Here is a 13,804-nt window from a genome sequence, read left to right as displayed (position 1 = left end):
CGCACCCGGCACCCGCCGGTTTTCCCTCCTGCCTCCGACGCTACGGAGCGTGGCTGCGCTCCGGAACACCCGCCGTCGGCTATGTGGACAGACGTCGGGGGTGCGTCCTGTTGGGGAGAAGTCACAACGAACCGCGCGCTTTAGCCGGCGCAGAAGTTCGTGAAAGAATCAGGGCATGCCTGAAACTGCCGCCACAGCTGATACCCGTACGCCCTCCGGACGCCTGGCCCTCGCCGCGTCTCCGGAACAGATTGCGCTCGGCCCGCTGGACGGCCGCTACCAGTCCGCCGTCGCGCCCCTCGTTGACTACCTGTCCGAGGCCGCCCTCAACCGCGACCGCGTGGCCGTCGAGGTGGAGTGGCTCATCCACCTGACCAGCAACAACGTCCTACCCGGCGCTGGTCCTCTCACCGCGGACCAGCAGGACCGGCTCCGCAAGATCGTCACCGAATTCGACGCCGCCTCCGTCTCCGAACTAGCCGAAATCGAGGCCGTCACGGTCCACGACGTCAAGGCCGTGGAATACTACATCGGCCGCCGCCTTCCCGCGATCGGCATCGAGAACCTGACCGCCATGGTGCACTTCGGCTGCACCTCCGAGGACATCAACAACCTCTCCTATGCGCTCGGCGTCAAGGGTGCTGTGGAGGACGTGTGGCTGCCGGCCGCGCGGGCCCTCGTGGCCCAGATCAGCAAGATGGCCGAGGACAACCGCGCCGTCCCCATGCTGTCCCGCACCCACGGCCAGCCGGCCACGCCCACCACGCTGGGCAAGGAACTCGCGGTCATCGCGCACCGCCTGACCCGCCAGCTGGACCGGATCGCCAAGACCGAGTATCTCGGCAAGATCAACGGTGCCACCGGCACCTACGCCGCCCACGTCGCCTCCGTTCCCGGTGCCGACTGGCAGCAGGTCTCCAAGTCGTTCGTCCAGGGCCTGGGCCTGACCTGGAACCCGCTGACCACCCAGATCGAAAGCCACGACTGGCAGGCCGAGCTCTACGCCGACGTCGCCCGCTTCAACCGGATCCTGCACAACGTGTGCACGGACATCTGGAGCTACATCTCGATCGGCTACTTCGCGCAGATCCCCGTGGCGGGCGCCACCGGCTCCTCCACGATGCCGCACAAGGTCAACCCGATCCGCTTTGAAAACGCCGAGGCCAACCTGGAGATCTCCTCCGGGCTCCTGGACGTGCTGGGCTCAACCCTCGTGACCTCCCGTTGGCAGCGCGACCTCACGGACTCCTCCAGCCAGCGCAACATCGGCGTGGCATTCGGCCACTCACTGCTGGCGATCTCCAACGTGGCCAAGGGCCTGGACCGCCTTGACGTGGCAGAGGACGTGCTCGCCGGGGACCTCGACACCAACTGGGAAGTCCTGGGCGAAGCGATCCAGATGGTCATGCGCGCCGAGGCGATTGCCGGCGTCGAAGGCATGGAAAACCCGTACGAGCGGCTCAAGGACCTCACCCGCGGGCAGCGCGTGGACGCCGCCCGGATGCAGGAATTCGTCCAGAGCCTCGGGCTGTCGGCGGATGCCGAGGCCCGCCTGCTCGCGCTGACGCCGGGCAAGTACACGGGCATCGCGGACCAGCTGGTGGACCACCTGAAATAAAGTACGACGGCGGTGCCGGGCCTCGCTGCCCGGCACCGCCGCCGTTTCCGGCCGCGTTTCCAGCGTGTCCCGCTCACCTTCACGACGACGAAAAGGAATGCGAACCATGAGGCTCCTGCTCATCCGCCACGGAGAGACGCCCGGGAACGTGCTGGGGCAGCTGGACACCGCCCACCCCGGACCCGGGCTGACGGAACTTGGAGAACGCCAGGCGGAAGCTCTGCCGAAGGCGCTTGTGAAAGAGCCGATCAGTGCGCTATACGCCTCCACGCTGCTCCGGACCCAGATCACCGCGGCGCCGTTGGGCCGCGAACTCGGGCTGGACGTCAAGGTGCTGGACGGAATCCATGAAATCGAGGCCGGCGCCCTTGAAAAGCTCACGGACCACGAGGCTCACCGGCGGTACATGACAACGGTCTTCGCCTGGGCCAACAAAGACTTCGGCAAGCGGATGCCTGCCGGCCCGAACGGACACGAGTTCTTCGAGCGCTACGATGCCGCGATCGCCAAAGTGACCGCCGGAGCCTCGGACCCCGGTGCCGTGGCCATCGTCAGCCACGGGGCCGCCATCCGCGTCTGGGCAGGCCTCCGGGCGGACAACATCGACATGGAATTTGCGGCGCGGCACGTGCTCGCGAACACCGGCATTGTGGCACTGGAAGGCGATCCCGACGCCGGCTGGACCCTGATCCATTGGGATGCCAGCCCCGTGGGCGGCCTGGCCCTGGCTGACCCCACTGCCGAAGACCCGATGGGACGCTCGGCAGGGTAGCCGGCGGCCTGGTTGCGGCACTGTTCTCTGGACGCTTACGCACGGGAAACACGGCGGAAACGGCGGCCACCTAGGCTTGATATGCATAACCCTTCGGCGAATCGAGGCAGAGATGCAGACCAATCCCAGGCTCAACATTCGGAAAGTCAGCTGGTCCAACCCGGTGGGTGCCGATCTGCGGGCGGCGCAGCAGGCGGAACTCGATGCCCGCTTCGGCTGCACCGACCACGAGCCCGGGCCGAAGCCGTCGGAGGTGGACACCGCCGTCTTCCTGGTGGCGTACGACAAGGGATCGGGCCAGCCGGTGGGCTGTGGAGGGTTGCGGCTACTCGATTCGAACACCGCCGAAATCAAGCGCCTCTACGTTCTGCCCTACACCCGGGGCTCCGGCGTGGCCAGCTCCATCCTGGCGGCCCTCGAGGCGGAGGCCCACGCCCAGGGCATCACCCGCGTCACGGCCGAAGCCGGCTCGGCCCAGCCGGACGGCCGGAACTTCTACGAGAACTCCGGCTTCGAACCGGTGTCCAACTTCGGCCCCTACATCGGCGTCGAGCACTCCTACTGCTACGCCAAGTCCATCGACTCCCACAGCGCGGCGCACACGGCCATGGCTTGACCCGCCCTCATGCCCACAACCGGCCCTGGCCCGCAAGACCGGCCCGGGGCAAGGCCGCGGCCGTCACACTCGGAGCCGGCCGGCCGCCGTCGGCTAATCTCGCTGTATGGCAACCGCAGACATCACTTTCCGCACGCGCAAATGGGTGCGCCCCGAGGACCTCAACGCCAACGGCACGCTGTTCGGCGGAAGCCTGCTGAAGTGGATCGACGAGGAGGCGGCGATCTACGCCATCCTCCAGCTGGGCAACGGCCGTGCGGTCACCAAATACATCTCCGAGATCAACTTCGTCAGCTCCGCGGTGCAGGGCGACCTGGTCGAAATGGGCCTGACCGCCACGCGTTTCGGGCGCACCTCGCTGACCATGCGCGCCGAGGTGCGCAACATGATCACGCGCCAGAGCATTCTCACCATCGAGGAGATTGTGTTCGTGAACCTCAGTGCGCACGGCAAACCAGAGCCGCACGGCTACACCGAGATCACCTACGACCGCGACCGGATCCCCACGCACCACCTCACGGAGACGCTGGAGCAGGACTAGGGCACCGCCGTCGGGCATCCACTCTGTAACCGGCCCTTGCCCGTCCGTCCGGGACCAGGGCCGCCTGTGCGGGCCGGGACCGTCCGTCCGGGTCAGGAACGCCCGACGGCGCCTGCCGGGCTTTGCTGGGTGGCGAGCCTAAGCAGCCGGTCGCGGACGGGCTGCGCACGTTCGGCGAGCGCGAGGCGCGTCATGCCGGAGGAGCCCAGGCGCAGCAGCTGCGTCCGCAGGACCCGCTTCCTGTTGTAGGCCCTGAGCGCCTCAGCAACGGACCGCGAGTTCAGCAGCTCGGCCAGGGTGACGGCGTCCACCAGCGCCTCGCAGGCGCCCCGCCCAAGGTTCGGCGTCATGCCGTGCGCGGCGTCGCCCACCAGCACAGCACCCGGCCGTTCATAGCTGCCGAGGATTGGAACCGTCCAGATCCGCTGGGCGAGGGACGTCGCCGGAGTGGCCGTTTCCAGCACCTGCCTGATGGCGGGCGCGCTTCCCGCAAACCGGCCCCGGGTCTGCTGCAGCGCCTCGGCAACGTCGACGCCTGACGGTCCAAGGTCCGAACGGAATGAGGCGTACCAGTAGGTCCTGCCGCCCGAGGCCGGCGTAATGCCGAACAGCTTCCCCCGGCCCCAGTATTCGCCGCCGGAATCCGCGGCGACCGGATCGGCAAGGACACCTCGCAACGCCAGGTAGGGCGACTGCGTGGCTTCCGAGCGTCCACCCCAGAAGGCGCGCCGGACCACGCTGTGGACACCGTCGGCACCCACCAGCAGGCCTGACGCCAGCGGCCCCGACGCCGGTATGTCCTCCACCCGCGTCGCCACCCGGCGCACGCTGCGGGGAACCGCGGCCCCGAGCAGCCCGAGGAGGTCGGCCCGGGACACGCCCAGCACTCCGCGCACTTCCGGCGAGATCCAGGAATTGCCTGCCGCATCCCGCAGGGCCATCCCGCCGAACGTAGCGGCCACGCCCCTGATGTGCGGCAGGATCCCGAGCAGCGCCAGCGCACTCTGCGCCTCCGGCCACATGGCGAGAGACGATTCCACCGTGGGCGGACCGGGCCGCTGCTCGTGGATAGTGACGTCGAAGCGCTGAGGGTCCAGGCCCGCGGCGAGCGCCAGGCCGGCAACGCCGCCCCCGATGATGGTTATGGCTTCCATGGACCGATGTTAATCCCCGACGGCGGTCTGCAGCTTGACCGGCCCTGGCCGGGGCCGGTTGTGCGGAGAGAGGGATGCGGACCGAGCTAGGCGGAAGGCCAGCCCGTGTAGGCCTCGGCAAGGTAGGCCTGCCCGTGCCGGGACGACACCACCGAGTTGAGCTCGCCCAGCTGGCGCGCCCGGGAGAAATCATCGGCGTCCGCCGGGGTGTGCAGCATGGACGTCATCCAGTACGAGAACTGCTGCGCCTTCCACACGCGGTCCAGGGCGCGGTCGCTGTACGAATCCAGCAGGACCGACGAGCCGGTCCTGTAGAAGCTGTCGAGGCCCTCGAACAGCACTTTGACGTCGTGGATCGCCAGGTTCAGGCCCTTGGCGCCGGTGGGCGGCACGGTGTGCGCGGCATCCCCGGCCAGGAAGAGCTTGCCGTGGCGCATTGGCGTGTGGACGAAACTGCGGAACTTCAGGACCATCTTATCGATCACTGGCCCTTCCTTAAGCTCGAAACCGTTGCCATTGACCCGGCTCCGGAAGGCCTCCCAGATCCGCTCCTCGCTCCAGTTGTTCACGTCCTCGTTCGGGTCGCACTGGAAGTACATCCGCTGGACGGTTTCCGTGCGCTGGCTGATCAGTGCGAAACCCTTCTCAGAGTTGGCATAGATGAGTTCGTCGGAGCTGCGGGGCGCCTCGGCCAAGATGCCGAACCAGGCGAAGGGGTACTCGTGGAAGTACCACTGGCGGTGCGCTTCGGGGATCTGGAACCGGCAATGGCTGCGGGAACCGTCCGCGCCGGCGATGAAGTCTGCCTGCAGTTCGTACTCAACCCCGTCGGCGTCCGTGAACCACACCCTGGGATTGCCCTCGATGTCGTGCACCGTGGTGTCCGTGACGCTGTAGCGGACGTCTCCGGCGTCGGCCTCCCTGCGGGCAGCGAGGTCCATGAAAACGTCAGTCTGCGGGTAGAGCCAGACACTCTCCCCCACCAGGTCCTTGAAGTCGATGCGGTGGCTCTCACCGTTGAAGCGCAGTTCGATGCCATCGTGCCTGTCGCCGTCGCGGAGCACCCGGTCGGAGACTCCGCTGTCCACGAGCATGTTGACCGTGCCGTGTTCCAGGATGCCGGCGCGAACGGTCTCGGAGATCTCCTGGCGGCTGCGGATCTCGATCACAGTGGATTCGATGCCCGCCGTCGCCAGCAGATGGGAAAGCATGAGGCCGGCGGGGCCTGCGCCCATGATGGCCACCTGGGTGGTGATGATTTTGCGTGCTGCCATGTCGTTCCTCGCTTCGTCGCGGGGCCCTCTGCTGGATCACTCTGGACCACTGGGCCGTAAGTTCTTGTGGCTAACAGTGTGCGCCGGGGAGTGTGTTCGGCGTTACAAGGATTCCGTTGATCGGAATTGAGTCAACGTGCCGGCGTCACCAAGCCGCCGCCCGATGCCGCGGGCCGCGGTCTGCAACGCCGGGACCAGGGCCTGGAGCCGCACCTCCCGCAGGGGAACAACTACGCCGAGCGCGGCGACCGCCAGTTTCCGGCCGTCCAGCACGGGGACCGCAATGCCCCACGTATCGGGGTCGATCACACCGGCCAGCTGGGCATAACCCTGATGGGCGGCCTCGCTGAGCAGTGCCCGGAGTTCCTCCGCCGTCACCTTTCCGGCCGGATCAGTGAACTGCTCAAGGTATTCCGTCTGGACGGACCGGGGCTGGTGCGACATCAGCGCCAGCCCGGCCGAGGACACGTGCACGGCCAGGCGCCCGGCGATCTGGGCACGGTTTGCCACGGAACCACGGCGGGACAGGCGCTCCACAAAGAGCGCCTCCCAGCCGTCGAGCACGGCGAGGTTCACGTTTTGGTTGAGCACATGCTGGATGTCTTCCATGAACGGCATTGCCGCCTGGCGCAGCGCCAGGGTGGGCGAATTGCGGTTGACCAGCTCCCACAGCCGCAGGCCCAACCGCACCGAGCCGCCGGCCCCGGCCTCGAGCAGGCCGTGCTGTGCCAGCTGCCGGACCAGCCGGTGGGCCGTGGTGAGGGGCAGCCCCGCCCGCTCGGCCAACTCCGAGAGTTGCAGGACGCTGACACCCTCGGGAAAGGCTGCGATGACGCGGACCACCCGGTCCACCACCGAGTCTCCGGAAACTGAGTTGGCCAAGGCGTTCTGCTTCCATTCAACGGTATAAGTTGTCCCAGATTACACCCGTGGGTGATACAACTCTCATGTCGGACGACGCCGCGGCCTGCGCGGCCGCCCGACCAGTTGCGCAGTTTCCGCTGCCGGACAGTCACTCGAGACCACTACTCGGACCTATGGCTCGAAGCAGTGGCTCCGGACAGCCCCCACAGACAGGCTCCACCCGAACAACTCAACCCGAACAACGAGGTTCCGATGTCAACGCTCTCAGTCGCCCGCCGTTCACAGTGGCCCGTTTGGCTTTGCTGGCTGGCCATGATGCTGGACGGATTCGACCTGGTGGTGCTGGGCACCGTCATTCCCACCCTGATCAAGACCCACGAACTCGGCTTCGACGCCGTGGGAGCCACTTATGCAGCCACCATCTCCCTCGTTGGCGTGGGCATCGGCGCGCTGTTCATTGCTCCCCTCTCCGACCGGTTCGGACGCCGCCGCCTGCTCGTGGCGTGCGTAGCCTGGTTCTCCCTCTTCACCATCGCCGTGGTGTTCGCCCCCAACGTGGCTATGTTCGGCGTTTTCCGGCTCCTCGCCGGCGTGGGCCTCGGCGCCTGCCTGCCGGCTGCACTGGCGTACATGAACGACTACGCCCCGGCCGGCACCGCCGGGAAGTCCACTACCCGGACCATGACCGGCTACCACGTGGGCGCCGTGGCCACTGCGTTTCTAGCCATCATGGTGGTGCCGGACTGGCGCATCATGTTCGTGGTGGGCGGACTTGCCGGCTTCGTTCTGGTGCCGTTCCTCTGGTTCCGGCTCCCGGAAACACTGCCCCCTGTACATGCGCAGGAGGGCGCCGAACTCCAGGACGCGGAAGTCCGCCCGCCCCAGACGAACGCCCGCACACACCGCCCGATCGCAGTCCCCGCCGCCGAGCCCGAGGCTGCGCCTGCGTCCCTGCTGCCCGCCGATCCGGCCGGCCAACGCGCCAGCTTCCGCGACCTCACAAAGAAGCCCTATCCGCTGGTGGCACTCGGCATTGCAGTGGCATCGTTCATGGGGCTCCTCCTCGTGTACGGCCTGAATACCTGGCTGCCGCAACTCATGTCCGCTGCCGGATACACCGTAAGCACCGGGCTGGTCCTGCTGCTCGTGCTCAACGTCGGCGCCGTGGTGGGCCTGATCGTGGCCGGCATCCTGGCGGACAAGCACGGCACCAAGAAGATCGTCCTGCTCTGGTTTGGCCTCTCCGCCGTTTTCCTCGCCGTGCTCAGCGTCAAAATCCAGAGCGAGTTCCTCCTCAACGCCGCCGTCTTTGTCACAGGCGTCTTCGTCTTCAGCTCGCAGGTCCTGGTCTATGCCTGGGTCAGCCAGCTCTTCCCGGCCCGGCTCCGCGGGACCGCCCTCGGCTTCGCCGCCGGCGTGGGACGCTTTGGCGCCATCATGGGCCCTGCCGTGACCGGGACGCTGGTGGCGGCAGGCATCGCGTACCCGTGGGGCTTCTACGTCTTCGGCGCTGCGGCCCTCCTGGCCGTCGTCGCACTGGCGACCGTCCCCCACGCGATCACTGCGGCACGAACCTGATCTCCGTTTGACCGGCCCTTGAGCGCATGACCGGCCCCGCCAGGGCCGGTCGTGCGGGCCAGGGCCGGTCGTGCGGGCCAGGGCCGGTCAAACGCGCGAGGGCGGCGAGTACTCTAGGAACACCAAGCGCACTTACCATCGCTGGAGGGTGAACCGATGACGGACCGGATTACGGAGATCTGGGGCGAGCGAACACCTTATGGGAGCGGCCAGGACTGGCCCGAGCGGGTGGACCAGTTCCTGGCGGAGGGGCTGACCGGGGACGACGTGGACCAGTGGGTGCAGTCGGCCTGCGTCCTGTGCAGCAACGGCTGCGGGTGTGACATCGCCGTCAAGGACGGCCGCATGGTGGGCATCCGCGGCCGCGTGCAGGACCGGGTGAACCGCGGCCGGTTGGGGCCCAAGGGGCTGTACGGAAGCTGGCAGGGCGAGACTCACAAGGACCGGCTGACCCGCCCGCTGATCCGGGTGGACGGCCAGCTCGTGGAGACGGACTGGGACACCGCCATGGGCCGGATCGTGGACCGGAGCAAGGACCTGCTGGCCAGCAAGGGACCGCTCAGCCACGGCTTCTACACCAGCGGCCAGCTGTTCCTGGAGGAGTACTACGCCCTGGGAATCCTTGGCAAGGCCGGGATCGGAACGCCGCACATGGACGGCAACACGCGGCTGTGCACCGCCACTGCCGCCGCGGCCTTGAAGGAATCCTTCGGCGCGGACGGCCAGCCGGGCAGCTACACGGACATAGACCACTGCAGCGCCATGTTCCTGTACGGCCACAACATGGCCGAGACGCAGACGGTTCTCTGGTCACGGGTGCTGGACCGGCTGGACGGCCCCAACCCGCCGCGGCTGGTGTGCGTGGATCCGCGCGACACGGAGGTGGCCCGCCGCGCCGAGGTGCACCTGCCGGTTCATCCGGGGACGAACCTTGCGCTGATGAACGGCCTGATCCGCGAACTCTTCACCAACGGTTGGATCGACGAGGACTACATTGAGCGGCACACGGCCAACGTGGAGCAGCTGCGCAGCGTGGTGGACCCCTGGACGCCGGAAAGGGTTGCCGAAACGTGCGGTGTGGACGCTGCGGACGTCCGCCGCGCCGCCGAAATTTTCGGTACGAGCGACAGGGTGCTCTCCACGGTGCTTCAGGGCTTCTACCAGTCGGCCCACGCCACGGCATCGGCCTGCCAGGTCAACAACCTGCATCTGCTCCGCGGCATGCTGGGCTCCCCCGGCCGCGGCGTCCTGCAGATGAACGGCCAGCCCACCGCGCAGAACAACCGGGAATGCGGCGCCGACGGCGATCTGCCCGCCTTCCGCAACTGGGAGAACGAGGAGCACGTCCGGGAGCTGGCCGGTATCTGGAACGTGGACCCCGGCATCATCCCGCACTGGGCACCTCCCACCCATGCCCTGCAGATCTTCCGCTACGCCGAGCAGGGATCGATCGGGCTGCTGTGGATCTCGGCGACGAATCCGGCAGTGTCGATGCCGCAGCTGAGCCGGATCCGGGACATCCTCCGGAAGGACAGCCTCTTCCTGGTGGTGCAGGACATCTATCTTTCCGAGACCGCCCAGTGCGCCGACGTCGTCCTCCCATGCGCGGCCTGGGGCGAGAAGACCGGAACGTTCACGAACGTGGACCGCACCGTCCATCTGTCCGAAAAGGCCGTGGATCCGCCGGGCGAGGCGAAGAGTGATCTTGATGTCTTCCTCGACTATGCGCGCCGGATGGAGTTCAAAGACAAGGACGGCCGGCCGCTGCTTGACTGGTCGGGCCCGGAAGACGGCTTTGAAGCATGGAAGGAGTGCTCCCGCGGCCGGCCCTGCGATTACACCGGGCTCAGCTACGCGAAACTGAAGGGCGGCAGCGGCATCCAGTGGCCCTGCACCGATGCGCATCCGGACGGCATCGAGCGCCTTTACACCGACGGCGAATTCCCCACCACCCCGCAGTATTGCGAGTCCTACGGGCACGATCTCCTCACCGGCGCCACCACCGGCGAAACCGTCTACAAGGCAACGGTCCAGCCCGGAAAGGCGTGGTTCAAGGCACTGGACTACAGTCCGCCGCACGAGGAGCCCGACGCCGACTACCCGCTGCGATACACCACCGGCCGGACGGTTTATCACTTCCACACACGCACCAAGACCGGCCGCAGCCGCCGCCTGAACGACGCCGCCCCCGAGCCGTGGATCGAAATGTCCGTCCAGGACGCGGCAAGCGCCGGCTGCAAGGAAGGGGACATCGTCCGGGTCACCTCGCGCCGTGGCCGCCTCGAAGTGCCCGTGCGGGTCGGGGACATCCGCCCGGGTACCGTTTTCGCACCGTTCCACTACGGGTACTGGGACACGCCCGACGGCGGAACGTCCGAGGGTGGTTCGCCCGCCAGCCCCACCCGGGCGGCCAACGAACTCACCATCACCGAATGGGATCCGGTGTCCAAGCAGCCGGTCTTCAAGAATGCCGCGGTCCGGGTCGAAAGGTTGCGTGCCGGCGACGGGCCGTCCAAGGCTCCGGACACCGCGGCATCCCGCCCTGCCACAGGAGGCCAGCCGTGAAACTGCCTGTCTACATCGGTATGCTCGACGAGGCGGAGGCGACCCTGGCGGCATCGCTCCGGGTGGTCGCCGAGGGCCACGTGGACGAGCCCGACGTGCACTTAATCCTTCAGACGCTGGCCAAGAAGTGCGACGTCCACCGCGAAGCCCTGAAGCCGGTCATCGAACGCTACGGCGAAGATGTCGAGGGCGAAGAGGAGCACCGCCTGACGGCCAACGGCGTGACGGAGATCCGCTCGGGGCCCCTCGCCCTGCTGCTGGATCTGCAGGACCTGTACGTGCTGGTCCATCACATCGATGTCACCTGGATGTTGGTGGGCCAGGCCGCCCAGGGGGACCGGGACGAGGAACTCCAGCGCATAGTGAAGCAATGCGAGGGAGACACTGAACTGCAGATCAGGTGGCTCAAGACGCGGATGAAACAGGCGGCACCGCAGGCCCTCCTCGTGGCCGAATGAGGCTCGGCCGCATGAGGGCTAGCGCCGCAGCCGCGCCCAGGCGGTAGGCGCGAGCACCACGGCAATACCGACGGCGGCGCCAATCACCGTTTCCACGATCCGGTCCCGGAGCAGGAGATCCGGGTGAGCCGGAGCCGCCAACAGGGTCGAGATCAGCGCGAGCGGCGTCACGAAGACCTGCGCCAGGACGTAGTTGCGGGCGATAAACAGCTCGGCGCCGAACTGGCAGAGTGCGATCACGAGGACGGTCTGCCATGGCACGGGATGCAGCAGCAGGATGCCCGCGAGCAGGATGAGGCCAAGCACTGTGCCGATGATTCTCTGGACGCCGCGCGCGACGCGGTGCCGCGTAGTGCGGCCCACCAGGGGAACCACGGCCGCCACCATGGCCCAGTAGTTGTGGCCAAACCCAAGCCATTGCCCCACGAGGGTTGCCAGGGACCCGGCCAGGCCTGCCGCGACCAGGTAGCCCACGGCCTCAAGCCACGCGGACCGCCGCTCGTCCGGCGTGATCCTCACGGGCGGAGGCATGTCCCACGGCGTCCGGCGGCTGCGCAGCACCCGGGAGGACAGGCCCAGCAGCAGGCAGAAGACCGTGGTCAGAAGGGCCACCAGCATGCATTGCCACAGCGGCGGCTGGTTGGGGATGGAGGCGATCGCGGCGAAGGCGAAGATGTGAAAGAGGGAGCCGGCCGGCCGGTGCCGCCACCTGGCGATGACCAAGGAGCAGGCACCGGCAACCAGCGTGGTGGCCAGGACCAGGAGCCAGCTGCTCGCGGACGCCGAGAGCCCCAGCGCGTCGCTGCTCCGGGCCGACAACGTGGCCAGGAGCATGACCAGGAACATGAGCGACCCGGCCCGCACCTGGATGAACAGACGCTTCCTGTGCAGCTCACCGCGGCCGTAAATCCCTGTGAACGCACCGAATGACGCAAAGATTGCCAAGTCCAGGCGGTCCAGCAGCACGAGGGTGATCAGCGGGACGAAGACCCCCACTGCGCACCGGATGGCGACGCGATGGTCCTTGTTTGCCGGAGCAACGGTGAACATCTCGGCCAGCAGCTTCACGGTGGATTGGCGCCTTTCGTAGCGGTTAGGAACTCACGACGGCGGCGCTGGCGTCCGATTGTAAGTTTACTTGGCTGCTACCCTCCCTCCCGGTGAAACGGGGCGTCGATGGTGTTGCGTTTGTCTCCGTCAGTCGAGCGAGCGGCCCCGCGCGTCCACCACGACAACCTCGAAGGTCTTCGCGTTCGGAACCCCGAACTTGGCGTTGACGGCGGCGAGGTCATCGCCGAAGAGTGCAACCGTCGTCGGGACGTTGAAGTGCTGGCTCTTAATGACCTCGCGCAACTTTGCGGTTGATTCGTGGAAGTTCACGCGGAGGCGGCTGATCTGGTTGGAGGCGTTCTGCACAGCCCAGACCGTGCTGCCCTTCACCAGGATGCCGTCGACATTCGGCAGTTTCACGCCCTTGATTTCGGCACTCGCCCCGGTCCGTGGGCTGACCGTGTACAGCGCCTTGTTGTCGGAGTGGGAAACCACCAGTCGGCGCGCGTCACTGGAATAGGCGATGCCGTTGAGGTTGAAGCCTTTCGTGAGCGCGGCTGCCGGCCCTGTCAGCTTCAGAGTCCGGAGTTTGCCAAGGCCACCGTCGTGACCAACGGGGACGAAGTACAGCTCAGCCGCCTGGGAGTTGGTGAACCAGGCGCCATCGGAGGTCAGAGCCACGTCGTTGATGAAAGACGCCTTCTTCGTTAGTTGGTACGTCTTGACCGTCTTCTTGGTCTCGGTGCTGTACACATAGGCCTGACCGGTGGGCCCGCCGGCAACGAAGAGAAGGTCGTTCCGGGTATCGGCCTTCATGCCCACCGCCACCCGGCCGTCAGGCACGTCGATGAACTTCTTCGCGGTGCCCTTGTGGATGTCGCCGCGGAATATGTCCCCAGTGACAAGGTCGCCCGCGAAAAAGGTGTTGTCTTCGCCGGCCGCGATGCCTTCAGCACCTTTGGCGCCGGGAAGGACGATGACCGAGTGTCCGTCCTCTGACTGCGGCTGGCTGGCGGCCATGACGGGTGCCGGGACCAGCAGCGACGCCAGGGCGATCAGCCCGATGGCGGCACGGCGGCGTGCAGAACCAGAATTTCCTGTGCTGAGGCGCATTTTGCTCTCCGGAGTTGGCTGTTTTCCGTGCGAGCTGGCCGGTGCACGGGAGCTCCGCACGATGGTCTCTTCAGTGTAGATTCGGCCGTTATGGCTGGCCAGAGCGCGACGCAACAGGAAACCCCTGTCCGGCCGGAAATTCTTCCCGAGATCGGAACCCCCGGGCAATGCTCCCGTAACAGCAGCCAGACACGATGAAGG

At 67.0% G+C, this 13,804-nt stretch carries 12 protein-coding genes; 7 read left to right on the top strand and 5 right to left on the bottom strand.

Annotated features, from left to right (window positions below; genetic code table 11):
- Positions 1–175 precede the first annotated feature (175 nt).
- The 4 genes from purB to AC1D14_RS04165 all read left to right on the top strand — a co-directional run bounded on the left by purB (position 176) and on the right by AC1D14_RS04165 (position 3,547).
- A complete protein-coding gene (gene purB, locus AC1D14_RS04180; protein ID WP_230120831.1) occupies positions 176–1,618 on the top strand; it encodes an adenylosuccinate lyase in 1,443 nt (480 codons plus the stop codon).
- A gap of 106 nt (positions 1,619–1,724) precedes the next feature.
- A complete protein-coding gene (locus AC1D14_RS04175; protein ID WP_230120829.1) occupies positions 1,725–2,390 on the top strand; it encodes a histidine phosphatase family protein in 666 nt (221 codons plus the stop codon).
- A 112-nt stretch (positions 2,391–2,502) separates the two neighbouring features.
- Positions 2,503–3,006: a GNAT family N-acetyltransferase gene (locus tag AC1D14_RS04170; RefSeq protein WP_230120827.1), complete on the top strand. Its 504-nt coding sequence runs from the start codon at positions 2,503–2,505 to the stop codon at positions 3,004–3,006.
- A gap of 106 nt (positions 3,007–3,112) precedes the next feature.
- Positions 3,113–3,547: an acyl-CoA thioesterase gene (locus AC1D14_RS04165; protein ID WP_230120825.1), complete on the top strand. Its 435-nt coding sequence runs from the start codon at positions 3,113–3,115 to the stop codon at positions 3,545–3,547.
- A gap of 92 nt (positions 3,548–3,639) precedes the next feature.
- Here the strand turns inward: AC1D14_RS04165 and AC1D14_RS04160 are convergent, their stop codons facing one another.
- The 3 genes from AC1D14_RS04160 to AC1D14_RS04150 form a co-directional block, all read right to left on the bottom strand.
- Positions 3,640–4,701: an FAD-dependent monooxygenase gene (locus AC1D14_RS04160; protein ID WP_230120823.1), complete on the bottom strand. Its 1,062-nt coding sequence runs from the start codon at positions 4,699–4,701 to the stop codon at positions 3,640–3,642.
- 86 nt (positions 4,702–4,787) lie between these two features.
- Positions 4,788–5,975, bottom strand: a complete 1,188-nt coding sequence (locus tag AC1D14_RS04155) for a 4-hydroxybenzoate 3-monooxygenase (RefSeq protein ID WP_230120821.1) — start codon at positions 5,973–5,975, stop codon at positions 4,788–4,790.
- Positions 5,976–6,077: 102 nt separating this feature from the next.
- Positions 6,078–6,857 (bottom strand): IclR family transcriptional regulator, encoded by a 780-nt coding sequence (locus tag AC1D14_RS04150; RefSeq protein WP_230120819.1) that lies wholly within the window; start codon positions 6,855–6,857, stop codon positions 6,078–6,080.
- A 234-nt stretch (positions 6,858–7,091) separates the two neighbouring features.
- Between AC1D14_RS04150 and AC1D14_RS04145 the strand changes: the two genes are divergently transcribed.
- From AC1D14_RS04145 to AC1D14_RS04135, 3 genes are all read left to right on the top strand, one after another.
- A complete protein-coding gene (locus AC1D14_RS04145; protein WP_230120818.1) occupies positions 7,092–8,417 on the top strand; it encodes an MFS transporter in 1,326 nt (441 codons plus the stop codon).
- 156 nt (positions 8,418–8,573) lie between these two features.
- Positions 8,574–10,982, top strand: a complete 2,409-nt coding sequence (locus AC1D14_RS04140; protein WP_230120816.1) for a molybdopterin oxidoreductase family protein — start codon at positions 8,574–8,576, stop codon at positions 10,980–10,982.
- A complete protein-coding gene (locus AC1D14_RS04135; protein WP_230120814.1) occupies positions 10,979–11,440 on the top strand; it encodes a hypothetical protein in 462 nt (153 codons plus the stop codon). The genes AC1D14_RS04140 and AC1D14_RS04135 overlap by 4 nt, the downstream gene beginning before the upstream one ends.
- Before the next feature lie 18 nt (positions 11,441–11,458).
- Here AC1D14_RS04135 and AC1D14_RS04130 read toward each other — a convergent pair whose 3' ends face one another.
- A complete protein-coding gene (locus AC1D14_RS04130) occupies positions 11,459–12,508 on the bottom strand; it encodes an FUSC family protein (RefSeq protein WP_230120812.1) in 1,050 nt (349 codons plus the stop codon).
- Positions 12,509–12,637: 129 nt separating this feature from the next.
- Positions 12,638–13,603 carry an SMP-30/gluconolactonase/LRE family protein gene (locus AC1D14_RS04125; RefSeq protein WP_230120810.1) on the bottom strand — a complete coding sequence of 322 codons (966 nt, stop codon included), beginning with the start codon at positions 13,601–13,603 and terminating at the stop codon, positions 12,638–12,640.
- Positions 13,604–13,804: the final 201 nt, after the last annotated feature.

The sequence above is a fragment of the Arthrobacter sp. P1_B11 genome (genome assembly GCF_056406715.1).
Note: the sequence above shows the minus strand (reverse complement) of the source record. Positions and strands in the feature narration are given on the sequence as shown.

Bases quoted from the DNA above. Each gene is read 5' to 3' on its own strand.
- purB (WP_230120831.1), top strand. From the start codon at position 176: ATGCCTGAAACTGCCGCCACAGCTGATACCCGTACGCCCTCCGGACGC.
- AC1D14_RS04175 (WP_230120829.1), top strand. From the start codon at position 1,725: ATGAGGCTCCTGCTCATCCGCCACGGAGAGACGCCCGGGAACGTGCTG.
- AC1D14_RS04170 (WP_230120827.1), top strand. From the start codon at position 2,503: ATGCAGACCAATCCCAGGCTCAACATTCGGAAAGTCAGCTGGTCCAAC.
- AC1D14_RS04165 (WP_230120825.1), top strand. From the start codon at position 3,113: ATGGCAACCGCAGACATCACTTTCCGCACGCGCAAATGGGTGCGCCCC.
- AC1D14_RS04160 (WP_230120823.1), bottom strand. From the start codon at position 4,701: ATGGAAGCCATAACCATCATCGGGGGCGGCGTTGCCGGCCTGGCGCTC.
- AC1D14_RS04155 (WP_230120821.1), bottom strand. From the start codon at position 5,975: ATGGCAGCACGCAAAATCATCACCACCCAGGTGGCCATCATGGGCGCA.
- AC1D14_RS04145 (WP_230120818.1), top strand. From the start codon at position 7,092: ATGTCAACGCTCTCAGTCGCCCGCCGTTCACAGTGGCCCGTTTGGCTT.
- AC1D14_RS04140 (WP_230120816.1), top strand. From the start codon at position 8,574: ATGACGGACCGGATTACGGAGATCTGGGGCGAGCGAACACCTTATGGG.
- AC1D14_RS04125 (WP_230120810.1), bottom strand. From the start codon at position 13,603: ATGCGCCTCAGCACAGGAAATTCTGGTTCTGCACGCCGCCGTGCCGCC.